The organism is Zhenhengia sp., assembly GCF_046966505.1.
GTDB classification, from domain to species: Bacteria; Bacillota; Clostridia; order Lachnospirales; family Cellulosilyticaceae; genus Zhenhengia; species Zhenhengia yiwuensis.
Genome location: NZ_JBKVCH010000005.1, coordinates 152,542 through 177,053 on the forward strand (window position 1 = coordinate 152,542; position 24,512 = coordinate 177,053).

Annotated in this window: 26 protein-coding genes; 2 read left to right on the forward strand and 24 right to left on the reverse strand. The window is 35.5% G+C overall.

The genetic code is table 11. The features are described from left to right. Positions 1 to 4 precede the first annotated feature (4 nt). The 20 genes from ACLTBU_RS07875 to ACLTBU_RS07970 form a co-directional block, all read right to left on the reverse strand. Positions 5 to 652, reverse strand: coding sequence for a BMC domain-containing protein (locus tag ACLTBU_RS07875; protein WP_283246191.1), 648 nt, complete (start codon positions 650 to 652; stop codon positions 5 to 7). A gap of 6 nt (positions 653 to 658) precedes the next feature. Further along, a complete protein-coding gene (eutL, locus tag ACLTBU_RS07880; protein WP_177672270.1) occupies positions 659 to 1,312 on the reverse strand; it encodes an ethanolamine utilization microcompartment protein EutL in 654 nt (217 codons plus the stop codon). A gap of 15 nt (positions 1,313 to 1,327) precedes the next feature. After that, positions 1,328 to 2,227 (reverse strand): ethanolamine ammonia-lyase subunit EutC, encoded by a 900-nt coding sequence (gene eutC / locus ACLTBU_RS07885; RefSeq protein WP_177672271.1) that lies wholly within the window; start codon positions 2,225 to 2,227, stop codon positions 1,328 to 1,330. An 18-nt stretch (positions 2,228 to 2,245) separates the two neighbouring features. Further along, positions 2,246 to 3,610 carry an ethanolamine ammonia-lyase subunit EutB gene (locus ACLTBU_RS07890; protein ID WP_177672272.1) on the reverse strand — a complete coding sequence of 455 codons (1,365 nt, stop codon included), beginning with the start codon at positions 3,608 to 3,610 and terminating at the stop codon, positions 2,246 to 2,248. A gap of 11 nt (positions 3,611 to 3,621) precedes the next feature. Further along, positions 3,622 to 5,055, reverse strand: coding sequence for an ethanolamine ammonia-lyase reactivating factor EutA (gene eutA / locus ACLTBU_RS07895; RefSeq protein WP_249332718.1), 1,434 nt, complete (start codon positions 5,053 to 5,055; stop codon positions 3,622 to 3,624). Positions 5,056 to 5,081: 26 nt separating this feature from the next. After that, a complete protein-coding gene (locus tag ACLTBU_RS07900; RefSeq protein WP_177672274.1) occupies positions 5,082 to 5,531 on the reverse strand; it encodes a EutP/PduV family microcompartment system protein in 450 nt (149 codons plus the stop codon). Between the two features lie 4 nt (positions 5,532 to 5,535). Continuing rightward, a complete protein-coding gene (eutS, locus tag ACLTBU_RS07905) occupies positions 5,536 to 5,886 on the reverse strand; it encodes an ethanolamine utilization microcompartment protein EutS (protein ID WP_177672275.1) in 351 nt (116 codons plus the stop codon). 14 nt (positions 5,887 to 5,900) lie between these two features. After that, a complete protein-coding gene (locus ACLTBU_RS07910; protein ID WP_412218471.1) occupies positions 5,901 to 7,031 on the reverse strand; it encodes a 1-propanol dehydrogenase PduQ in 1,131 nt (376 codons plus the stop codon). A 160-nt stretch (positions 7,032 to 7,191) separates the two neighbouring features. Beyond that, positions 7,192 to 7,326 (reverse strand): hypothetical protein, encoded by a 135-nt coding sequence (locus ACLTBU_RS07915; RefSeq protein ID WP_283246190.1) that lies wholly within the window; start codon positions 7,324 to 7,326, stop codon positions 7,192 to 7,194. Positions 7,327 to 7,392: 66 nt separating this feature from the next. Next, positions 7,393 to 8,706, reverse strand: a complete 1,314-nt coding sequence (locus tag ACLTBU_RS07920) for an FAD-dependent oxidoreductase (protein ID WP_177672316.1) — start codon at positions 8,704 to 8,706, stop codon at positions 7,393 to 7,395. A gap of 74 nt (positions 8,707 to 8,780) precedes the next feature. After that, positions 8,781 to 8,963: a 4Fe-4S binding protein gene (locus tag ACLTBU_RS07925; protein WP_177672277.1), complete on the reverse strand. Its 183-nt coding sequence runs from the start codon at positions 8,961 to 8,963 to the stop codon at positions 8,781 to 8,783. Then, on the reverse strand, positions 8,953 to 9,213 hold the full coding sequence (locus ACLTBU_RS07930; protein ID WP_177672278.1) for a hypothetical protein: 261 nt from the start codon (positions 9,211 to 9,213) through the stop codon (positions 8,953 to 8,955). The genes ACLTBU_RS07925 and ACLTBU_RS07930 overlap by 11 nt, the downstream gene beginning before the upstream one ends. Before the next feature lie 41 nt (positions 9,214 to 9,254). Beyond that, on the reverse strand, positions 9,255 to 10,580 hold the full coding sequence (locus ACLTBU_RS07935; protein WP_177672279.1) for an MATE family efflux transporter: 1,326 nt from the start codon (positions 10,578 to 10,580) through the stop codon (positions 9,255 to 9,257). Positions 10,581 to 10,606: 26 nt separating this feature from the next. Continuing rightward, positions 10,607 to 11,314 (reverse strand): sulfite exporter TauE/SafE family protein, encoded by a 708-nt coding sequence (locus ACLTBU_RS07940; protein ID WP_177672280.1) that lies wholly within the window; start codon positions 11,312 to 11,314, stop codon positions 10,607 to 10,609. An 82-nt stretch (positions 11,315 to 11,396) separates the two neighbouring features. Continuing rightward, a complete protein-coding gene (yfcE, locus tag ACLTBU_RS07945; RefSeq protein WP_177672281.1) occupies positions 11,397 to 11,933 on the reverse strand; it encodes a phosphodiesterase in 537 nt (178 codons plus the stop codon). A 113-nt stretch (positions 11,934 to 12,046) separates the two neighbouring features. Further along, positions 12,047 to 13,222 (reverse strand): iron-containing alcohol dehydrogenase, encoded by a 1,176-nt coding sequence (locus ACLTBU_RS07950; protein WP_320649799.1) that lies wholly within the window; start codon positions 13,220 to 13,222, stop codon positions 12,047 to 12,049. A 102-nt stretch (positions 13,223 to 13,324) separates the two neighbouring features. After that, positions 13,325 to 14,263, reverse strand: a complete 939-nt coding sequence (locus ACLTBU_RS07955; RefSeq protein ID WP_249332715.1) for a LysR family transcriptional regulator — start codon at positions 14,261 to 14,263, stop codon at positions 13,325 to 13,327. A 15-nt stretch (positions 14,264 to 14,278) separates the two neighbouring features. Then, positions 14,279 to 15,553: a Gfo/Idh/MocA family protein gene (locus ACLTBU_RS07960; RefSeq protein WP_412183233.1), complete on the reverse strand. Its 1,275-nt coding sequence runs from the start codon at positions 15,551 to 15,553 to the stop codon at positions 14,279 to 14,281. 29 nt (positions 15,554 to 15,582) lie between these two features. Continuing rightward, positions 15,583 to 17,406 (reverse strand): glycoside hydrolase family 20 zincin-like fold domain-containing protein, encoded by a 1,824-nt coding sequence (locus ACLTBU_RS07965; protein WP_412218475.1) that lies wholly within the window; start codon positions 17,404 to 17,406, stop codon positions 15,583 to 15,585. Between the two features lie 326 nt (positions 17,407 to 17,732). Next, on the reverse strand, positions 17,733 to 18,878 hold the full coding sequence (locus tag ACLTBU_RS07970) for a cytochrome c biogenesis protein/redoxin (protein WP_177672286.1): 1,146 nt from the start codon (positions 18,876 to 18,878) through the stop codon (positions 17,733 to 17,735). Positions 18,879 to 19,043: 165 nt separating this feature from the next. Between ACLTBU_RS07970 and ACLTBU_RS07975 the strand changes: the two genes are divergently transcribed. Further along, on the forward strand, positions 19,044 to 20,690 hold the full coding sequence (locus ACLTBU_RS07975; RefSeq protein WP_412218477.1) for a potassium/proton antiporter: 1,647 nt from the start codon (positions 19,044 to 19,046) through the stop codon (positions 20,688 to 20,690). Between the two features lie 82 nt (positions 20,691 to 20,772). Here ACLTBU_RS07975 and ACLTBU_RS07980 read toward each other — a convergent pair whose 3' ends face one another. The 4 genes from ACLTBU_RS07980 to ACLTBU_RS07995 form a co-directional block, all read right to left on the reverse strand. Beyond that, positions 20,773 to 21,375 (reverse strand): carbohydrate-binding family 9-like protein, encoded by a 603-nt coding sequence (locus ACLTBU_RS07980; RefSeq protein ID WP_412218479.1) that lies wholly within the window; start codon positions 21,373 to 21,375, stop codon positions 20,773 to 20,775. A gap of 180 nt (positions 21,376 to 21,555) precedes the next feature. Continuing rightward, the gene (locus ACLTBU_RS07985; RefSeq protein ID WP_177672289.1) at positions 21,556 to 21,765 is read right to left on the reverse strand and encodes a heavy-metal-associated domain-containing protein; all 210 of its coding nucleotides are present in this window, start codon (positions 21,763 to 21,765) and stop codon (positions 21,556 to 21,558) included. Positions 21,766 to 21,791: 26 nt separating this feature from the next. Then, positions 21,792 to 22,001 (reverse strand): cold-shock protein, encoded by a 210-nt coding sequence (locus ACLTBU_RS07990; protein ID WP_177672290.1) that lies wholly within the window; start codon positions 21,999 to 22,001, stop codon positions 21,792 to 21,794. A gap of 304 nt (positions 22,002 to 22,305) precedes the next feature. Continuing rightward, complete coding sequence (locus ACLTBU_RS07995; protein WP_177672291.1) at positions 22,306 to 22,476, reverse strand: hypothetical protein; 171 nt, start codon at positions 22,474 to 22,476, stop codon at positions 22,306 to 22,308. Positions 22,477 to 23,029: 553 nt separating this feature from the next. Here ACLTBU_RS07995 and ACLTBU_RS08000 point away from each other — a divergent pair. Next, positions 23,030 to 24,478 (forward strand): sulfatase-like hydrolase/transferase, encoded by a 1,449-nt coding sequence (locus ACLTBU_RS08000; RefSeq protein WP_177672292.1) that lies wholly within the window; start codon positions 23,030 to 23,032, stop codon positions 24,476 to 24,478. Positions 24,479 to 24,512: the final 34 nt, after the last annotated feature.

A 24,512-nucleotide genomic window follows, 5' to 3' on the forward strand; every position in this document is an offset into this window, starting at 1 on the left:
TCTCTTACTCCTTATAAAAATCTTTTACTATTCCTATAAGGTCCTCTTTCTTCGCTGATTTTAATTTTTTCTCTGCCACTTTAATGCCAAGTGAAGTAATAAGCTCTCTAAGTTCCTTATTACTCATATTTTGCCACTCTTTTTCCGTAGCTTTTGCACCATCTACAGGTGGTATAAGGGTAGTCGTATCATCCTTAGGATTAATCCATTCATCTTCTACTGCTTCTACAGGAGCAGTCCCTTCTAAACCCTGTAATTCATCTATACCTTCTACTTCTTCCTCAGCCACAGGTCTATCAAGGTTTGTTTCTTCCTTGATAGGCACTGGTATGCTAGTAGAAGCTGGCTTTGGCACCTTTTCCTCCGTACCCTTGCCTCTTAGTTTAATGACTGTACCAAACAGTGATTCATCCACTCGAGGAATCACATGAGTTGCTCTTACTGTTCCGACTTTAGATGCTGCCATACCACCAGCCTCTACTGCTGCTTTTACAGCGCCTACATCACCTAAAATTTGTGCAGTCATAATGCCGCCATCAACTTTTACAATGCCACCTAACTGTACATTGGCTGCCTTAAGCGCTGCATCTGCGGCTTCTATAACGGTAGGATACCCGATTACTTCAATAAGCCCTAATGCATTTATCATCATAAGCTATTAGTATTCCTGTGGGTTATCTGCAACAGCTTTTACAGCTTCGGCAAAGGCAGAACATGCGGCATTACATGCAGATTGTGAACCTGTTAAAAGACCGCCACCAAAGTTCGTTTCAGAAGGAGGTCCAAAGAATTCTACAAGTGTAACATCAGCAGCTTTAAGTGCAGCGTCTAAGGCATACATCGCTTCAAGAGGTGGTGCAATAAGATAAGCCAGTGGTCTTCCTTCTTCTATTCCTGCTGTCTTAGAAAGATAAGAGCCTGTACGAGATACAGTATGTGCATAGTAGACAATAGAGTCATCTTCATTTGCACTTACAAAGTGTGCACCACTTTCCATAAAAGTAAGAGCTGCTTTAAGGCCACTTCTTACTTCTGCTGGACTTGGACCACCAATAATCCCAATAACTTCACCTGCAAGCTTTGTAGATGCATTAGCAGCACCTGCATACATAGATCTTGCATACACAACATCTACATCTGCATCTTTTGTTGCTTCATCAAGTGCAGTATAGGTCACATCATCCATATCTGCAGTAATAATACCTAAACTTTTATGGCGAGGTCCTAACTCTAATTTTTTTGCAAGATCAGGGCTTACATTAGAAATAACACGTACACCAAGAACATTGGGACGAAGTTTATCATTTTTCACGTCCTTTGCCTCCTTTTATTTTAGATCAATACCTGATGCTTTCTTATCGAGCATTTTTTTAATAAGTTCTGCAGTATGAGCACCTGCTTCTACAGGTGTTGTCCCACCTTTATGAATATTAGAAATAACAGTACGTTTTGCTTCTTCAAGACCATGTTTTGGTTTATAAGCAATATAAGCTGACATAGACTCAGCAGTTACAAGACCTGGTCTTTCACCAACGAGCATACAGATTACATCTGCATCTGTTACTTCACCTACTGCATCCATTGCACCAACACGTGCATATTTAATGAAAAGAATTGGTGGTACTGTAATGCCATAAGCACTTAAACCTTGTTTAATAGCTGGAATCATATCTTCTACGTTTGCTTCAATAGCAGATGAAGAAAGACCATCTCCTACAATAATGAGCACTTTTGGATTATGACCACATGTTTTTTTGATAATTTCAAGTTCAGGTTGTGCAAATCTTCTACCTAAGTCTGGTCTTGTTAAATATTCATCTTTATCCTTACAAAGTGTTTTGACAAATACAAAATCATTTTTCTTAACAAATTCCTCTGATACATCAGAGAAAACAGCATCTTGTGCTGCAGCATGGTCGGCTCTTACACGAAGCATAGTAATCGTACGATATCTTGCACCTGCTTTACCAATACCAAGTCTTGCTGGCGTTTTGCTCTTCATATCTAGATAAGCTTCTTTATCTTTAGCATTTTTAACAAGGAATTGTTTTTTAAGGTCAATAGCTGTAATATCTTCAATACATCCATTACGGTCTATATCACTACCGCCTGCTGTTGTATTAGGTTTTATGGTAATCGTTTCAGTAATGGTTGCACCATTTCCTTCTTTTCCTACCATTTGTTCTACAAGTTGCTCTACCATTTTTCTTAAATCTTGTTCGTTCACTTTGACTGCCTCCTTATCCTAGAATAATATTGATGCATCACCAGCACGTGCTGTAAGATGTCCTTTTTCATCTACAAAGCCCATTTTTACAAGCCATTCATGGAAAGGTTTGATAGCAGTTAAGCCAAACATCTCTCTAAGAGCTGCTGTTTCATGGAACCCTGTTGTTTGATAGTTAAGCATAACGTCGTCACCATGAGGAATACCCATAAAGTAGTTACAGCCTGCGGTTGTTAAAAGAACAGATAAGTCTTCAATACTATTTTGGTCTGCTTTCATATGGTTGGTATAACATGCGTCACATCCCATTGAAACACCTGTAAGTTTACCCATGAAGTGATCTTCAAGCCCAGCACGACTTACTTGTCTACCATCATAAAGATATTCAGGCCCAATGAAACCAACTACTGTATTAACAATGAATGGGTCAAAGTGTTTTGCAAAACCATAACATCTTGCTTCCATTGTCACTTGGTCAGTATCAAAATGTGCTTCTGAGGAAAGCTCTGATCCTTGTCCTGTTTCAAAGTACATAACGTTTGGCCCTTCCGCTGTACCTTCTTTAAGCGCAAGATCTCTTGCTTCTTGAATCGTTGCTGCATTAAAACCAAAAGCTGTATTTCCTTTTTCTGAACCTGCAATAGATTGGAATATAAGGTCTGCTGGTGCCCCATGACGAATAGCATCCATTTGAGTCGTAACGTGAGCTAATACACAAGTCTGAGTTGGAATTTGAAATTTTTGTTTAATTTCTTCAAAACGTTTAAGAACACGTACAACACTTTCTGTAGAGTCATCTACTGGGTTAAGTCCAAGTAGTGCATCCCCTGCACCAAAAGTTAAACCTTCAAGTAAAGATGCCATAATACCATCTGGATCATCTGTTGGATGGTTAGGTTGAAGTCTTGAAGAAAGTGTGCCACGTTCTCCAATTGTTGTATTACAGTGTTTAGTAATACGAATTTTTTGCGCCCCATAAATGAGGTCCATATTTGACATCAGCTTTGCAACAGCAGCAACCATCTCAGATGTAAGTCCTCTAGAAATACGTGTAATATCTGCACCTGTTGTGCCTTCATCTAAAATCCATTCTCTGAATTCTCCAACTGTCCAGTTTTTGATTTCATCATAGATTTTTTCATTGACATCATCTTGGATAATACGTGTTACTTCATCCATTTCATAAGGTACTGCTGGATTGTTACGTAAATCTGAAAGTAAAACATTAGAAAGTACAACTTTTGCTGCAACTCTTTCTTCTGCTGACTCTGGTGCAAGCCCTGCTAATCTGTCTCCTGATTTTTCTTCGTTGGCTTTTGCCATAACTTCTTTAAGTGATTTGAACTCATAAGTATGTCCAAATAATTTTGTTTTTAAGATCATTTGAATCCTCCTTAACAAAATACTAATGTTTTTACTACTACTGGTAATACAGTTCCTTCTGCAATAGGGCTTCCAATATCGATATAATCTCCATTATCTAGCTTGACACTATCTAAACAAATAATATCTTTCTTGTACCCTAATAGATGATACATACTCTGTCCTAATGCCTTAGCCATATCTTTCTCCACAATGACAATAAGAGGAAGCTCTCTTTCAATAAGTTCTTCCATGCCTTCTACTAATCCTTTAGCATATTCTTGGATTTCCTTGAAGCTAGGATTATCCTTACCTTCCATAGCAATGGCTACTCTTTGTAAATCGCCTTCTAGCTTAAACCACTGAAGTTTCTTTTTAATAGCCTGTGTTAAAGCCTGGGCATCTTCGCTCTCCTCATCTTTTGCAAGTTTTAAGATAGGCAAATTCTTAATAGGAAAAGCATCTTTGGTATACGTAATGGTACTGCCACTAATTTCTGTTGTATGAGTGCCCGCACCTACTACTGTGGCGCGAATGGTTTCTTGGCTTCTTACAACTTTTAGTTTCTTACATAAATCAGATTCCTTAATAGCTTGTCCCAAAAGAATACCAATATCCCCAAATTTGAAATAATCGTCTATTTCTCCCTCATAATAAACATAATCTGCCACACCACCAGAGAAGGATATACATTCTATAGGCACATTAAGCTCAATATTTTTATTTGTAATAATGAGCTTTAATAGATCATCCTGTTTTTTTATACCTACGCTTTGCTCTAATGCCTGTACCATTTTGTCAATAATAGGTTTTAAATTTTCTCTAGTAGCTTTAGTGCCTATGGCAAGTCCCATATTGTTTTCACGAATAAGGGTCTCAAGTTTAGGAGCAATATAGGTAATCTGATGCGTTGTACTGTCTACCTTAATGAGACGCCCACCTACATCTAGACACCCTGTTTCCCTTACTTCCCCCCTTAAAAAGACAGCTAAATTACTTGTACCACCTCCAATATCCATATTCACAACACTTGTGTTATGATCTTTAGAATAAGTATGGGCACCTGCACCCTTACCAGATATAATACTTTCAAGATCTGGTCCTGCTGTCGCTACAACAAAGTCACCAGCAAGTCCACTTAAAGTAGTTAATACTTCTTCTGCATTTTCTTTTCTTGCTGTTTCACCTGTGATAATGACGGCACCTGTATCAATTTTAGAAGGGTCAATACCAGCCTTTTTATATTCCTTCTGGATAATATCCCTAACTTTTAGCCCATCAATTTCTCTTAGAGAAATAAGAGGTGTAAAATAAATCTCACTTCTGTAAATAATCTCTTTATCTACAATGACAATGCGTGGAACAGAATAGCTAGAAGCCATATTTTCTACAATAATCTTAGAAAAAATAAGTTGCGTGGTACTTGTCCCAATATCTATTCCTACACTTAAAAGTTCTTCCCTCATTATCCTCCACCTTTCTTATATTTTCTTTACCTATCTTTATTTAGAAAGCTATCGAGATACTCAAAAAGCTCTTTGATACCCACATCATCTACTGTATCGACTTTAAAAATTCTTGTAACACCTGCCTCTTTAAGACGTTCTTCCACCTTATCAATATCTGCTGATTCTTGAACCAAATTGATTTTAGTAATGATACCAATAACCTCTTTTGCAAAGCTTCCTGCAAAAGCCGGTGGAATAAAGCTTTCATAAGCAGTAGGATCCGCTACAAGTGCTATAATTTCTGCATCTACAGCTGTCATAATCAGTGCACTGTAATAATGCCTATTTTCTAAATATTCACCAGGTGTATCAATAGCATTATCATAAAGCTCTACTGCCTGTGTCTTTTTATACTTAATTTCTAGTTCATTGAGTTTTTGACATAAGGTTGTCTTGCCACATCCTGTCTTACCTATAAAAATAACTCTGCTCATTCTATTAAGTCCTTGTAATGGTTGTTGGTGTAAATTTTAGATTATGCTCAAGTACATCTAAAATATCGCGTACGGCTGCTTCTACAGAGCTGACATCTCCTGTAATAACGAGCGCCCCACTAAAACGATCAATAAATCCTAATGTAACATCTGATGCTTTAGTGGCTACATCTGCTGCTATAATAGCTCCTTCACTTGGTGTAATAGTTAAAATACCAATAGCATTAATATTCTCTACTACTAGCCCTAGCTTCTTATAAATGTCTTCTGTAGGATTGGCAATGACATGAGCAAGTGTAACTTGTTTACCTGGTACAAACTCTTGTATAATACGCTGTTTATCTTCAATCTCCATTTTTTAGGCCCTCCTTAGTCAATCTTATGGAGTATTTCCAAAATGTCACCATGTGTTGCTTTTCTAGGATTTGTTATAAGACAAGCATCTTCTAGGGCCCCTTTAATAATGTCTTCTCTTGACTTATTTAAAGCCTCTGCTGAGATTTTACATTCACGCAGTGTGGTTGGCATTTTCATTTCTTTCTGTAGCTTTATAATTTCATTAATGAGATTACGTACGGATGAACGGGTATTAGCCCCTTCAAGTCCAATGAGTTTTGCTAAATAAGCATATTTTTTTGCTGCTTTTGTATAATGAGATGGGGTATACCCCTCTATATCTGCATTAAATTCAATAACATAAGGTAGAAGCAAGGCATTGGTTCTTCCATGTGGTACATGTAATTTCCCACCAATATTATGTGCAATGGCATGGTTAATTCCTAAGGAAGCTAGATTAAAAGCAAGGCCTGCTAGGCAAGAGGCGTTATGCATTTTTTCTTTGGCTTCTATATCATCAGCACTTTCATAAGAACGTTTAAGGTATTCAAATACAAGTTCTACGGACTTTTCAGCCAGTGCATCAGAAAAATCTGTAGCTTTTGTTGACACATAAGCTTCTAAGGCATGAGTAAGTACGTCCATTCCTGTATCTGCTACAATACTACTCGGTACACTTTTAACGAGTTCAGGCTCTAGAATGGCTACATCAGGCAATAAACTATTGGAAACAAGAGGGTATTTAATACCTTTTTCTTTATCTGTAATAACAGCAAAAGAAGTTACCTCTGACCCTGTACCACTTGTAGTTGGGATAGCAATAAACTTCATAGCCTCTAAACGACCAATTTTTCTTGAGAAATCCATAATGGCCTTAGCTGCATCGATGGCAGAACCTCCACCTAGAGCAATCATACAGTTAGGTTTAAATTCTGTAACAGCTTCAACACCTTTTACAACCAATTCCATAGGAGGGTCTGGTACAATATCACTGAAGATCTCATATTGATTAGACCCGAGATAGGCTGTGATTTTGTTAATCATCCCTGATTTCACCATAAAAGGGTCTGTTACAATAAATACTTTTTCGTCTTGGAAATTCTTAATATAATCTAAAGCATCTTGACCAAATACAACTTTGGTCGTTATTTCGAAAGTATCCACTTGCATCATCCTATCCGTGAAATTTAAATATCTACTGCATTATGCTACGAAATTATTAGTATTTTTATACATGACATATAGAATTCTAAATTTTTAGTCATACTTATGCAAAAAAAATAGACTTAGCTTCACTTCGGCTAAATCTATTTTTTAATTTGACTTAATATAAATCTTCCTCATCTATCTCATCTGTATAAAGATCATTTAAAGTAACGCCTAAATCTTTACACATCTCTAGATGATTATTATATTTTGTATTTGCTAATTCTTCATAGTAACGGTGCATTTTTGCCATAACTCTCACCTCCTAGGGTTAGTATGGCATTTTTTATGAAAATATACCCTTTTATTAGATTATTTTTTAAAGTCCTTGTGGAAAGTGTAGTCTATTTTCTGGATCATATTGTGCTTTAATATTTTCAAGAGGTTCTTTATAGTCACCATAATAAGCCTTTTTGTAATCTGTAAGTTCTGCTAATGGAAAATTAATAAATGAACCTTCTGTTAGGGCCTCAATAATAGGAAAATGTTCAAGGAGCCATGTGCAGTTCTCAGCTTTAGCTCGGTCATCCTCCCATACAGACTGAAAACCTAATATAAACCTAGCATCTCTATAGAATACAGCTGATTTTCTTTTAGATGTAGCCTGTATCTGCCCACCTAACCCATAGAAGGTGATAGCTGTATAATCAGATGCTTCTGGCTTACTATCTACAATTTCTAAGAGAGATTGAATCTGCTCTTCATTATAAGTCTTATAAACAAATCTTCCTGTAGACTTGTATTTCTCATAATCAGGGTGACTATCCTGAATGATACGATTGATTTCTAAAACCGAGCATTCATTAAGTTTTAATAGCATTTCTTTTGCAGGCATAATAAGAGGCTTAATGGTTTCAAAAGCTTCCTGCTGGCTTCCATAGCATACACCTGTTATGGCAATCCCTATCCCTTTTTCCTTAGAGTTGTAAAGAGCCATTTTCATATTCGTATGATGTGGTAAAGTTTCAAATAAAGTCTGCCATGCCTTAACAAGCTCTAGACGTGCCTCAGTATTCATATGCTTATATTCTAACTGAATAAGTGTAGCTGTAGGATTCTTCTTAGGTAATTTAAAAGTCATGCTAACGACTATACCAAAGTTACCGCCACCAGCACCTTTTAAAGCCCAGAACAGTTCTGGATGAGTCATAGCATTAGCTTTAATACAATTTCCATCTACATCAATCATTTCTACTTCAATTAAACTGTCACAACTTAATCCAAGCATTCTAGCTGAATAACCCCAGCCCCCACCAAGAACAAGTCCTGCTACGCCTACAGTAGGACAACCTCCACCAGGAAAAGGATACCCTAACTGACATACTGCCTCATAGAGGGCTCTATTGCGTACACCACCTTCAACGGTTACCAGTTCATTCTCTTCATCTACCTGTATACCATTCATTTGGCTTACATCAATAACAACTACATCGTTGCCAGTAGAATATCCTTCATAATGATGTCTACCTGAGCGAATGCGAATAGGATAACCGTGTTCTTTAGCCCATAGGAGTGCTCTACTTACTTCTTCTTTATTTTTGCAGTATATAATTTGTAAGGGATACATCTGAATAGCTCTATTCCATGCTCTCCTGCTCTCTTCATAGAGATGATCTTCTTTGGTAACAATCATCTTCTTCACTTCCTTTCTCCTTCATTTAGTCTTTTCATTAAGAAAAGAGCTCCTTTAAAGGAGCCCTTTTTGCATCATTCTTGTCTCACAATTACTTTTCTCCAGCATCTTGTCACACATAAGCCACACTTAATGCAACGCTCTTGCTGAATCACATAGGGCTTCCCACGACTAATACAATGTTTAGGGCAAACCACTTTACATGCTCCGCATCCATTGCATTTCTCAGAAATAATGTAGCTCTTTTTATTCTGCATCAAAATCTACATGAATGATGCCATCTGGTGTATTAATATTCACATAAGACAAGTTAAATTCCTCATCCATTACGTCAATTTTGTATTCAAAGAATACGTTATCTTCTTTTTTAGACATGAAAATGTAGCTCCCATTTTCTTTACCATCAATTTCATCACAGATTTCATCGTAAACTTCCATACCGTTTACAGCACCTAAATAACCTGCACTTCTAATTTTATCTTCAATTAAGTTATATAATTCTTCCATTATTTCTCCTCTTTCGCTATACATCTTCTAAGACGAGCATACTATAAGCCACTTTTTAGACGCCATTTTTCTCGTCTAAATCTTATTATAAAACATGTCAGCCTAAAAATCCAATCCATAATCATAGCAATCCATACGCCTATAGCACCAAGTCCCATTCCTTTTCCTAAAATGACACTAAATAAAATTCTAAAGGTCCACATAGAGAAAATGGAAACCACCATCGTAAACTTCACATCATTGGCTGCACGTAGTGCATTAGGAAGTGTAAAGGCTGCTGGCCACATCAACATAGCACACCCATCATGAATGAGTACTAAAATAGTTGCAAGCTTTAGTGTTTCTGGAGAAAGCTTATAAATAGATAATATAAACGGTAAGCCTATTAAGATGCTGGCATTGACTAGAATAGTAAACACATACGTCATCTTAAGGAGTTTTTTTGTATAATACTTAACAGCTTTATAGTCTCCAGCCCCCACGCACTGTCCTACAACCGTAATCATAGCAAGGCTCATAGCCTGCCCTGGTATACATCCTAATGCATCGAGGTTATTCGCTACAGCATTGGCTGCAATCTGTACTGTACCAAATCCTGAAATAATACTTACTACAAGCACACGCCCTAACTGGAACATACTATTTTCTAGAGCATTGGGTATACCAATACCCAAAATCCTTTTTAGTCTCCAACCTTCAGGTCGTATTTTCCATAAGGATTCTATGTACAGAAGTTCATTTGGTTTATTAAGGAGTATAAGCATCATACATGCGGCAAGCATACGTGAAAATAAAGAAGATAAAGCAACACCTGCTACACCCATGTTAAAACCAAAGACAAATATAGCGTTACCTATAATATTCAATACGTTCATTAAAATAGATATTTTCATAGATATTTTTGAATTTCCTATCGCTCTGAACAGGGCTGCCGCTCCGTTATAGAGGGCTAAAAAGGGGTAAGACAAAGCAGAAATGATTATATAGGTTAAAGCATTTTTCATCACCTCTGCTTCAATCTTGCCAAACACCAGTTGTAATAAAGGCTCTTTAAATATTAAAACAAAAAGAGCAATTGTTATGGAGATCGTACTAACAATAAAAAGTAACTGTTTAGCATACTCACCCGCTTCCTTTTTTTGTTTACGCCCAATACACTGGGCACATACGACTGCCCCTCCTGTCGCAAGTGCTGCAAAAATATTAATAATAAGTACATTGATCATATCTACAAGTGATACGCCTGAAACAGCTGCTTCCCCTGCTGTTGCAACCATCATCACATCTGCCATACCAACTGTAACAGCTAAAAGCTGCTCAATAATAAGTGGAATAATGAGTTTGTATAAATCCCTATTTGTAAACATTCTATTTTCTCTCTTTCAATTTGTGTTTAAATAATTAAACTCACCCCAGATATCAGTAGAAGTACATAGGAAAGCCTCATAAAAGTCTGTTGACTCATCTTCTTTGCCATTTGCCCTCCTATAATGACCCCAATCATTAATGCAGGTATACCTATTAAAACTAAGTTTACCATAGGTACTGTAATAATTCCCAAAAAGAGTTGCTTTATTAAAATATATATATTGAGTACAATCCATACAGGTGATAAAGTTGCTCTAAAGCTTTCCTTATCCTTGATTTTTTTCACTGCATAAATAATGAGAAGTGGCCCACCTGAAATAAACATGCCATGAATAATCCCCGCTGATAGAATAATGCCGATTAAAATCCCTTCGTTCAAATCAAATTCTTTCTTAACAAATAGACCTTTAAGTGCAATAAAGATGATAAAGATGGCATAAAGAGTAAGTAAAATATCTACTGGAAATAAGGTATATACATACTCTCCAATAAAGACACCGACAAACATAATCCCTGTCATCTTAAAAAATTCTTTCCATACAATATGCTTATAGGATCTTACAACAATAAGAGTACAAGCAATAATGGTTAAAATGTTTAATACAGGTTTAGCAATGCCTATACCTAAAAGCAATATACAAAAAGGCATGGCAAGTACTGTACCTGCAAATCCAGTAATACCCTGAATCATATTGGTTAAAAGTATAATAATAAAATATAAAATAATTGTCATGTATAAATCATCCTTTAGAAGCATTTTTTCTTAGTATGCCCTTAGGAAGACTTTTTATAGAAAAAACTTTTTTATATCTCCTTTACTCTTGTGCTAAGCATTCCCCCTCTAGTGTGTAAACACTTAGCTTTCCCTCATTATAAAGAGCATAAGTAGCTGGTCTATTTTCTTTTGGAAGACTAATAGAGCCTGGATTGCAAATACGAATTCCTTCCTTTTCACTTAGCTCCCAAAGGTGCGTATGCCCATAAAGAAATACATCCCCTGCTTTAAGCATAGGAAGCTTCTCTGGGCTATAGTGATGCCCATGCGTAGCAAAAAGTGTTCTCTCTCCCTCTATAATACGTGTATAAGTCTCCATACATGCAAACTCTAGAACCATCTGGTCTACCTCTGCTTCACAGTTTCCTCTTACGCAAATAATACGGTCTTTATAGTGATTTAGCAGCGTTACCACCTCTTTAGGTCCATGTCCCTCTGGCAAATCATTGCGTGGGCCATGATAAAGCACATCTCCTAAAATAATCATTTTATCGCATTGTTCTTTTTCGAAAATCTCTAAAACTTTTTTTGTACGACTTGCTGAGCCATGTATATCAGAAAAAATAATGTATTTCATTGTTCTTCTCCTTTTCTTTTATATGAGTTTATCTTTTTCTATTAAAACACAAAAACCGGTAGAAGACTATCCTTTCATAAAGGATTCTTTACCGGTTTTTAATCTTTTATTTCTTAGAATTCTACTTTATTTCCATAATAAGTACATGTTAAAAGTCTCTCCATCTCACTCGGTGTAATGGATCTAGGATTAGAACCTGTGCAAGCATCTCCTACAGCTAATTTAGCAATTTCACTGACTTTAGCCTTAAATTCCTCTTCATTAATCCCAAACTCTTTTAATGTTTTTGGAATACCTAATTTCACATTATAGTCATCGATTTTCTCACAAAGTTTTTGCACAAGTTCTTTATCACTTTCTCCCTCAAGACCAACAAATCTTGCAATATCAGCATAGCGTTTCTCAGCACATTGAGCATTAAACTGAATAACATAAGGTAAATAAATAGCATTAGCACAGCCATGTGGAATATGTCCTGTTGAGAAGGCTGCTCCTGTTTTATGTGCCATAGAATGGACAATACCTAAAAGAGCATTTGAAAAAGCCATACCTGCAAGACATTGTCCATAATGCATCTGCTCTCTTGCTTCCTTATCTCCTTCATAAGAAGCTGGTAAATAGTCAAATACCATATGAATAGCCTTTAAAGCAAGTGGATCTGTAAAAGGTGAGTTTAAAGTAGAAACATAAGCTTCTATAGCATGGGTTAAAGCATCCATTCCTGTATGTGCTGTAAGTTTTGGTGGCATCGTTTCTGCAAGAAGAGGATCTACTACTGCGATATCTGGTGTAATATTAAAATCTGCTAATGGATACTTAATACCTTTTGCATAGTCTGTAATAACAGAGAAAGCTGTAACTTCCGTTGCTGTACCTGATGTAGAAGGGATAGCCAAAAATCTAGCTTTTGTTCTAAGCTCTGGGAAATTAAAAGGCGTGATCAGGTCTTCAAAAGTTGTATCTGGATATTCATAAAAGGCCCACATAGCCTTAGCGGCATCAATAGGTGAACCGCCTCCCATAGCAATAATCCAGTCTGGCTCAAATTCTCTCATAAACTGAGCACCTGCCATAACTGTTTCCACAGATGGGTCTGGTTCTACATTTTCAAAAAGCTGGACTTCTATATGTGCCTCTTTTAAATAACGAACAACTTGGTCTACAAAACCAAAACGTTTCATAGAACCTCCACCTAAAACGAGTACAGCACGTTTGCCTTTAAGTGTTTTAAGCGTCTCTAAACAACCTTTTCCATAATAAATATCTCTTGGTAATGTAAATCGTGACATATGACTTGCCCCCCCCTATGCTATTTGCAATTCAAATTTATCTTCTATGTTATAATTTTAACACCGTTTTATATTTTATAGGTAATATAAAAAAAAGCATACCTATATATACTTATAGATATGCTTCATTTCTTGCTGCACTTTTATCAACTCTTTTATAAATCTTTCTTCTATTGTTGTAAGACGATGATGCTTAGAATAAATGAGTACATCTTTATTTTTTTGAACCAAATCTTCACATCGACGTTGGACAAGTTGATAATGTTCTAACAAGTTTTCTGGTACAGGGGAGACATGCATATAAGTTGTAGGCACCTGTCTTAATAGGTCAAACTGGCTCCCTCTTTCATATACTAGAATATGTTTTTTAACAAAGTCTTTTTCTTTTTTTTTCTTCAGTTCTTCCGATACATTAGGCACCATAAGATCTCCATGTATCAGTTCGATGTAAGGTATAAGGTCTTCTCGCACAATAGACTCTTTCCTTGCTAAAGGATGTTCTTTAGACATAAGCAGTACATCCTCAAACTCCCATATTTTCTGCATTTCAAATGCCTTATCCTCAATAAGGTGCATAAAATACTTCTCATACTCTAAAGGGTATCTCATAATGCCAAGCTGGTAATGACATTCTAAGATATTACGTACTGCTTCTATAGAATTTGTCTCTTTAAAGTTAATTTCTAATCCTTCACCCTCTTCTAGACTATTAACAAAACGTGTAAAAGCATAGGTAATATAACTTGCTCTTGGTACAGAAATATTAAAATATAATTTAGGTTTTGTAACAGGTCTATACTGCGCTTCCATCCGGTCTATCTGCTCTATAATATGGTGGGCCTGACTAAGAAATGTCTTACCTTCCTGGGTAACAAGAACTCCCTTAGAAGTCCTCTCAAAAAGTGTAATACCTATACTTTCCTCTAATTCTTTAATGGCTTTACTTAGATTAGGCTGCCCCATAAAAAGATGCTGGGCAGCCTTGGTAATAGAACCTGTTTTTTCTACTTCTAATGCATATTTTAAATAAGTGAGATTCAATGAATCACCCTCTTCTTATTCAAGACTTAAACACTTACCACCATTTATTCTAGATTCTTCAGCTAACAGTGCGACAACATGGCTTTCAATAGAACGCTCAATGGTTGTACCCATACTTGTATTAGCTTCTGGATTTTGCATTAATTCTATAAATCGGTCCATCATGCGGTAATCTCCACCACCATGTCCTGCTAAGCTTTCACCTTGTTTTGTAATATCAATTTCTACTTTTTCACCACCAAATGGTTCATATACCACTAAGTTTTTATCCATATGTCCCTCGATACAACCCTGTGTACCCATGATTTTAAGATAACGGTAGCATCTACCTGTAAAAGCACTCATAGTAAAGTTAATGGTTACACCCTCTTCAAGTTCTAAGTTAACAACCTGATGGTCTACCACATCATTATCACAATGGTAAACACATCTACCATATGGACCTTCTTTTAATGCCTCTGTTACCTTTTCAAGGGTTGGGTCAAGGGCTACAATATTAACTGGCCATCCTGTATTGCCATGTTTAATACCCATTTTAGGATCATCTATGTAACATTTCACTGCATCATATGGACACTCATCTTGGCATTTGCAGCCATCCATACATCTCATAGCTGCTCCTTCGGGTGCTTTTTCTGCCTTAAATAAGTAAGTACTACCAAATGAACTTACCTTTTTACAGCGTTTGTCTGCAAGCCATAATAGAATATCCATGTCATGGCAACATTTTGCAAGAATCATAGGGCTTGTCTCATCACTTCTTCTCCAATTACCTCTTACAAAACTGTGTGCCTGATGCCAATATGCCACATTCTCAATAGCTTGAATACTTACAACTTCCCCAATTTTACCTTCTGTAATCATAGCTTTAATGGTTTCATAGAAAGGTGTGTAACGTAAAACATGGCATACAATAACATGTTTATTATATTTTTTAGCTGCTGCCAGTAACTGTTTACATTCTTCAAGTTCTGGTGAGATTGGCTTTTCAAGAAGTAAATGGTAGCCTCTTTCAAGGGCTACAAGTGCTTCCTCTACATGATCTCTATCTTGTGTACAAATAAGCGCTGTATCAGCTAGCTTTTCTTCTTTAAGTAAATCATCTGCACTCTCAAAACACATTTCTCTTGGAATATTAAAAGCTTTAGATACTTTATCTACTTTCTCTGGTTCAATATCTGCAATGGCTACTATTTTCATTTTATCTGGATTTTGTCTAATATACTCTGCATAGGTATCTTTACCACGTCCCCCAAGTCCAATAATAACCGTTGTAATTTGTTTACTCATCTTTTGTTCACCTCATATAATTTATATTTTTATTTGGATGTACGTAATATATGGCATACATACATAACCACTTCTCTTACCTTAGCCAATTCACTTTCTTTATTTTGCATACGCCATACATTTTGGAACTCATAGATCCATTCCTCAAAGGCTTCTGCTAATTTCCAAGGCGTATAACCTTCCTCAGCTCCTTCCAGCATTTCTTCACCTTTTATTAAATAGAGATAGAATAAGTCAATAAGCTGGATTCCTTTTGCAGCTACTATAAATCCTTTCATATCTATAGGGTATCGTTTAAGTTCCCCACTTAAATCGACTAATGCCTCACCTACTTGGGTAGCTACTTGATACCCCCTTAAAATCTTATCTATATCTAGCCAGTCCGGATGTTCCCCCTTTTCTTTCCAGCGTACGAGCTCACACCAACCTACATTTTGACTTGCTGATAATTTATGAAGTAAGCCTACTACCTGCTTACTATGGTCTCCAAATTCAAGAAGTGAAATCGCCTCATACATCGTTTCAAAATCTTTTTCCCCATTAGGATTCCAAGATAAACCGGCTCCATAAGCCATACCTGGTATAGAGTTCCCTAGGAAATTTACATGTCCAAAGTCACCCCAATCTGTATTAAGTACACCAATAGCACCATTTTCTACACCATAAGCTACCATTCTTCTTATATTCTCAAATGCATTACCTACCAGGTTCATCATCATACTCCATCCTCCTACTCCAGGACATACATACTGACTTCTCCCCGCCTTTGCTATGGTTCTAATGCCTTCTCCATCCGCACTGCTTAAATAATCCCATGTTAACCCTATAACATCTTCTGGTATTTCATTAAGGAGTTCTGGATGATGTAAAATAACATCACTCCAAAACATAACTTTTTTACCATGCCCTTTTACAAATTCTACAATTTGGTTTAAAAACTGTGTATAAAGCTTCCCTACACCTACTTTATCTGCATAGGCTTTACTCTTCCCTTTACCTAGTTCAAAGGTTTCATCACAGCAAATATTAAAAATATCTGAGCTAAATAGTGGTATATACTGCTCTAACATATTTTTAACAAGCTCTATACTTCTTACATCTGTTGCATTTAGGGTATGATTACGCCCTGTAAAAAGATAAGGTTCTTCTCTTACGTGTTCAAGCTCACATAACTCGGTAAACGAATGGGTACGTAGTACTTCATATAAATGGCCAAAAGTAGATAAAGAAGGGATAAGCTCTATATGTCTCTCCTTGCAATAAACATCTAATATAAGAATTTCTTCTGCAGTTAGTGGGTCTTTATCTACCCATACTTCACTCATGCCTTTAAAAGCAAAAGTATGCTCTATATAAAGCTGAAACTGATTGATTTTATAGTAAGCTAAACGGTCTACTAATAACTTAAGTGTCTCTAAAGTGGGTACCTTACCTCTAGTTACATCGTGATAAAAACCTCTATGCTTGAAATAAGGCTTATCTTCAATCATCATATAATTTAAAGATGTTCTTTGCTGTCTTATAATTTGTCTTAAGGTTTGTAGCCCATAAAAAAGCCCTGTTGAACTTCCACCTATAATCTGTACACCTTTTTCATTAATAGAAAGCTTATAGGCTTCTTTTTCTCCTTCTACCTTGCTTAGCCTAATAGCTGATAACTTTTCAAAAGGCTTAAACCCTTTGTTAATTTTTAAGTCAAGTCCTAACTCTATAAGTATTTCTTCTTTTAAAAGTTGTACTGCCTTTAAATCTTCTGCATTACAAGATACTTCTAATAAAAGTAAAGTATCTGGACGCAACTTAAAAATCCCTTCTTGCAAGATGACTTTATAAGGTGTCGGTATAATATACATAATCTTCTCCTTTTTAATACGAGATAATATATTTTATAATATTTTATAATGTATTTAGATTTTTTTCAAACCTTAGTTATACACATCCTTTCTATTTCTATCAACCTTTCTCCTAAAATGCTGGATAAAATAAGCTGAAGTATATGGCTGCATATAAAGTGGTAAGCTCATATGCTTGTAAAGTAATTCAAGACGTCTACGCCAAATTTCCTTTGTCTGATAGATATAAGACCTGTAATGCAAACAGTTCATTAATGTTTTATGATTTACTTGGCCTATAAGATTTGCACTCTAAAAACACAAAAACTTAGATAATGCTTTAGGCATCATCTAAGTTTTTCAATAATTTCTTTCATTGTTTCTTTTGTTAACATACCGCTTGCATAACCTTCTACTGTCCCATCTTTATTAATTAAAAAAGTTGTAGGAAAGGCATTAATATAATATTTATAGGCAAGCTCCATGCTTTCATCAAATAAAGTTGGGAAAGTATATCCTTCTTCTTCAATAAACTCTATAATCTCTTCTTTAGACTTTTCTCTATCCATATTCGGGAAGGTCATACCTAAAATCACTACATCATCTTTATTCATACCATACTCTCTATAAATTTCTTCTATATCGGGTAGTTCTGCTTTACATGGTGGACACCAAGTAGCCCAGAAATTGATAAAGACTACTTTCCCTTTATAATCACTTAAAGTATGCTCTTGTCCATATTGGTCTACCAGTGTAAAGTCTGGTGCCATAGGTATCTGCTGACTCTTTTCACTTCCTTGCTGCTCATTAGAAGGCTGAACATACTCCGGCATTGTAATACCTTTTGTAAACATTAAAAGCCCCATGACAATTAGAATAAAGCCACCTATTTTTTGAATCTTTCCCATATGCTTTTTAAGCTTATCTAAAAGATTAATCATCTTCTCAGAAAATAAGGCAATCAATAGGAATGGCACTGTAAAACCTGCTGTATATAATAAAAGCAGGATATTACCTTCTACTGCATGTCTAGTAGAGGCTAGTACAAGTACAGAAGCTAACATAGGTCCTATACAAGGTGTCCATCCAAAACTAAAAGTAAATCCTAATAAATACGCTGTCCAAGGTCTCATCTCCTTCATTTGATAATGAAACCTTCTTTCCCTTTGTAAAAAAGGTATGTTCAAATCTCCTATAGAAAATAGCCCCAGACCTACAATCATGAGACCGCCTACTATTAAAATCCACTTCATATACGTATTTAAAAAGACTCTAAAGACACTTATGCCTGTCCCTAATATAAAAAAGGCAGTGGAAATACCTAATATAAATAAGAGGGTATTCCTAATAAGTACAGAACGTTTACGCATTGTATCCTCATTAACACTTTTTGATAAAACAGCTAAATAAACCGGCAGAATGGGCAAAACACAAGGTGATAAAAATGAAAATATTCCTTCTAGAAAAACAACAATATAATTAATCTGCTCCATACTCTACTCCTTTCTTAGTTTACAGTGTATAATAATATTTATGATAATATTTATCATAACATAAAATAACTTATTTTTTAAATAAGCTTTTCTAAAAACTACGCCTATTTATACCCCTCATAGCATAGGGATATACTAAAAGGCTATTTTCAAAGGAGGAATCTTATGGCACTTACTCTTCTAGTGACTTCTGTGGTTATCATCTCGTGTATTGCTTTCAACAAACTTTCAAGTAGATGGGGCATCCCTACACTTCTTATTTTTATCTTGCTAGGCATGTTCTTTGGTTCCGATGGTTTTGTTAAAATTCCATTTGAAAATTATTCTTTTGCAGAGCAGATCTGCTCTGTATCTCTTATATTTATTATGTTTTATGGTGGCTTTGGAACAAGGTTAAAAGATGCTATTTGCATTGCACCACAATCCATTTTACTCTCCACTTTAGGCGTTTTACTAACTGCCCTTTTAACAGGACTTTTCTGTCATGTCGTTTTAGCCATGCCTGTATTAGAAAGTTTCCTTATAGGCGCAGTTATTAGTTCTACCGATGCAGCCTCTGTCTTTTCCATATTGCGTTCTAAAAGGCTTAATCTTAAATTACATACAGCTTCTATGCTAGAAGTAGAGAGCGGTAGTAACGACCCCTTCTCTTATATGCTGACACTTATTGCTTTATCTCTTATGCTAGAACCTATACATACAGGTTCCATCTTGTATATGCTGTTTGCTCAAGTTGTATATGGCATACTTATAGGTATTTTGGTTGCTTGTATTGCTTTATGGATTTTAAATCATTTTCAATTTGTAACAGCAGGTTTTGATGCAGCCTTTGTCTTAGCAACTGCACTTTTAGCTTATGCACTTCCTTCCTTAGTAGGCGGAAATGGCTATCTTAGTGTTTATTTAGTAGGTCTTATTTTAGGGAATCGTCCACTTCCTAACAAACGTGCTTTAGTCCATTTCTTCGATGGGATAACAGGGCTTATGCAAATGCTTATTTTCTTCCTGTTAGGACTTCTTGCTTTTCCTTCATTACTGCCTTCTGTGCTACTTCCTGCTCTTGCTATTGCGCTCTTTTTAACGTTTATTGCAAGACCACTCGCGGTAGGACTTATTCTAACACCTTTTAAAGCTCCTCTTATGCAACAACTTTTGGTATCCTGGTCAGGTCTTAGGGGGGCATCTTCTATTGTATTTGCTATTTTAGCAACAATTAGTCCTGCTTATACACAGTATGATCTTTTCCATATTGTCTTTTGTATTGTACTGCTTTCTATTACTTTTCAAGGCACACTACTCCCTTTCGTTGCCAAAAAGCTTCATATGATTGACCCTCATGCGGATGTCCTTAAAACCTTTACAGATTATACAGAAGAAGTGCAAGTACAGTTTATTGAACTTATTCTAACAGCTGACCACCCTTGGGCTAACCAGTCTATTCATCAACTTATACTGCCACCTCATACCCTTCTCGTTATGCTTATGCGTCAAGGTCAAACCATTATTCCTAATGGAAACACCGTCCTTTTACCGGACGATATCGTAATTTTGAGTGCACCGCCTTTTGAAAGCAGTGTTTCTCTAGAACTTACAGAATTCCATATTCAGCCTAATAGCAAGTGGACCTCTAAAACCATTGCAGAATTTTCACCTACTCCTGACCATCTTGTTATTATGATCAAACGTGGTGAAAAGATTGTTATTCCTAATGGTACTACGATTATTGAGGCTCATGATACACTTGTTATGAGTTCCAATCGTATTCATAAAAAAATAACTCATCCTCCTATTACTCCCACTCTAGAAATTTAGGTCTCTCTTAAATGCTATAAAAGTAGACCTTCTCTCATATATAAAAAGCTGGCTTCATTAATGAAGTCAGCTTTTTATATTCTTATCCTAAAATAAGTTCACCAAAGAACTCTGGTTTATGGAATGCAGGATATTCATTTTCTATAGGATTCCAGCAACCATAGTGCGCTGTATGTGTTTCATCTCCACATTTATAGAAGTTCCCTTTAATCCTACCACTTGTAGTCATATGGTCATGTCCATAAACAGCTTGAATAAGTGTATCGGGTATCATCAGTTCTACTTCCCAGTATCCTTCACCTTTTGTAACAATTGGTTTAGGATAGTCAAAACCTTTATCTCTTAAATAAAAACGATCTCCTGGATGACCATATTCACATAAAATAGCTCCATTACTATTCATTTCAAAGTTCATATAGCCTGCTTTTTCATCTTGTGGATAGAAGTTTGCAAAGAATTCCATACAGCTATCTTTATAAACAGGGTCATTGGCTTCTTTATAAACAGCTTTTGGCTCATTTTCTTCACATCTCATCTTTAAATAAAAGCCTTCTCCTTCAACCCTATAAAGCCAGGCAGAAGTATGAGGCATGTAATCACTTCCCCATGGATAGTTCATAATATCTATTCTTTCAATTTGTGCCCAATCTACTTTTTCAGTTACTGTTTTAACTTGGTACTGCATAATTTCCCTCCATTAATATTCCTATTCTCTTTTTATACCTTTTCATTATACCAGTAAATTCCTATAAAGTTAAAGTCTAATCTTTTTCTTGTAGGATAAGAAAGTGGTATGTACCCTATTTCTATTCTATAAAAATAGCCCTCTCTAATCGTGCTTGGATTACAGAGGGCTTCCTTCTATTTAATTTGACTTAATCGTAAAACCTGTATGCTCTATACAATCTTTAATTTCACATTCACTTGCAGACTCACTATACCCTACTTCAATAGAGCCTCTTCCTAAGTCTACATTCACCATCTGAACACCTTCTATTTGATCTAAAGCATTCTTAATCTGTGTTTTATTCTGTGAATTTTGTAATCCAGTTACATAATAATGTACACGATTCATGAGTAAGCTCCTTCCATCCTATAAACCTAAAATTTTTGTACGTTAATAGCTGATAGACCTTTTTCATTTTCAATTGTATCAAAAGTTACAGCTTCACCTTCATGTAAATCTTTGTTATGACTTTTTTCCTTTACTTGTGTATGATGTACAAAGACATCTTCTCCTTCATTACAAGAAATAAAACCATAACCACGTTCATTGTCAAACCATTTTACAACACCTGTATAAGTTGCCATATGAAAATCTCCTTTTAAACTCGATTTCCTTATTAGTATGGGTGCAAATAAATTTTTTCATAATAGTAATTATATGAAAAACTCCTTTTTGAAGAAAACTGCTTAGGAATCTTCATTATACTTTGAATCTATTGACTTCGTATTTGCTGAGCATCCTCTAATTCTCTAGCTACCTGATCTGCTGTTTTGCCTTGTTCAATAACTTGTTTTACTGCATAAAGTTTAATTCATAGTTCTTACAACTTTTTTCCTTAAGTTTATGATAAGGATATATTTTATAAAAAAATAACTTAATGTTTATTTTTTACTCTTTCCCGAAACCCAATACAATTAGCACTTGCCCTGCAAGTAAAAGGATATTGCCTATTTGCTCTAAATCCGAATTTTCTTCAGTATATGTAGCAATCCATATACTGACAATGACTACTAAAATAATCCACTTTAAATTTTGTTTATTTATACAAGAAAAAAACATACTATTCCTTCCTTTATATTATCAACTTAGTATACTATATAAAATTCATCTTTTAGTAGTGCTTATTTCTTTTAATCTAAAAGTTTTTCTCTTAAATTATATGAACTCAACATCTCACACTTTATCTAAATCTCCTTCTTCTCTCCCTGCAAGTTCTCTTTGACGCTTAGTATTCATCTTGAACCTACAACAACTGCTAAAATACCTAAGATATTTATGTAATAGAACATACTCTATGACTAACAAATGTAAAAAGAGCTTCATGAGCACTATTTCTAATACCATTTTATTATTTTTAAAAAATAATTTTTATCAAACCCTTTCTAAATTTTTTTCTTATTATTTATTTAATAAGCCTTATTATAGAAACCCATACAAAAATGTATAACATGTATTTTTTAAACATTTAGTTTTATTATTTTTATTTATTTTTCATAACAAATTATTAATTATCGTAATATTATTGTATTTGATTTCTTCTAATGTTATAGTAAATATATAATTTATTTTTATAATTAATTACCCATTTCATAGAGAGAAAGGATTTGAATAGATGTCTAAAAGAAAAAATATAATCCTTATTTTATCAGACCAACAGCGCTATGATACAGTTAGTGCTTATGGATTGAATGATGTATGTAAAACTCCTCATATCGATGCGCTTGCTGCAGAAGGTATGAAGTTTACTAACGCTTTTACTTCTTCAGCTATTTGTGCACCAGCTCGGGCAAGTGTCATGACTGGCCTTTATCCTCATAATCATGGAGTCATTGATAACTTTACAGATATTAAAGAAGGTACACCTCTTCTTGGTCAGTGCATGAAAGACCAGGGTTACTTCTGCGGTTTTGCAGGCAAATGGCATGTGTCTCCTTCTAAAACACCAGAAGACTGTGGCTTTGATGGAAAACCTTTTATGGGTTATGGTTTCCCAGGTAGTCAAGTTTTCCCTAGCCTTAAATTTAATCAGCCACCAGATAATGCACCAAACTACTATGAAGAGTATTTAAAAGAAAATGGTTTTGACATTCCTGATGTTTCTCATGGTTTCTTAGGTAATAATCCTGCTCTTCAAATTCAAGAAATGTATGCTAAACATGAAGGTCCTGTTGAAAGTACTATCGAGTATTTCGTTGCTCATGAAACGAACCGCTTAATTGATAAGGCAAATACGGAGGATAAACCATTCTTCATCTGGGCTAACTTCTGGGGACCACACTCTCCAAGTATTGTTCCTGAACCTTATTACTCTATGTATAATCCTAAAGATATTAAAGAGCATCCAAGTTACAAAGAAACTTTTGAAAATAAACCTTATGGTCACTACCTTTCTGAAAAAATGTGGGGACTTGGTGATTATGGCTGGGATGGCTTTGCAGATATTGCTGCTAAATACTATGGCCACTGCACTATGATTGATGATATGGTAGGCATGATTGTAGAGAAACTTAAAGCTTTAGGTCTTTATGAAGATACCATTATTATTTACAGTGCAGACCACGGGGACTGTCTAGGTGCTCATAAACTTATTGAAAAAGGGGCTTTTACTTATGATGAAATTTATAGAATTCCTATGGTAGTAAAAGGCCTTGGTACTCAAGATAATGATAGCTTTGTTTACCTTCAAGAACTTATGCCAACATTCCTTGAGCTTGCAGGCACCCATCCTCCTAAACCTGTAGATGGAGAAAGTATCCTTCCTCTTATGACAGGTGAATCTTCCACTAATGGTAGAACAGAAATTTATGGCGAATACCATAACCATTTCTATGTATCCCGCCAAAGAATGGTTCGCGATAACAAATATCAGTTTACCTTTAATGAAAATGAACGTGGGGAACTTTACGATTTTACGAAAGATCCTTATCAGCTTAATAACGTATGCTATGATGAAGACTATGCTGATATCAAAAAAGAATACATAGAAAAAATGTCTCATTATATGAAAGCAACTCATGACCCTGCTGGCGTTTGGTTCCATCGTATAAAAGAATTTTACTAAAAAATAAGGTGTCCTCATAATGAGGACACCTTAT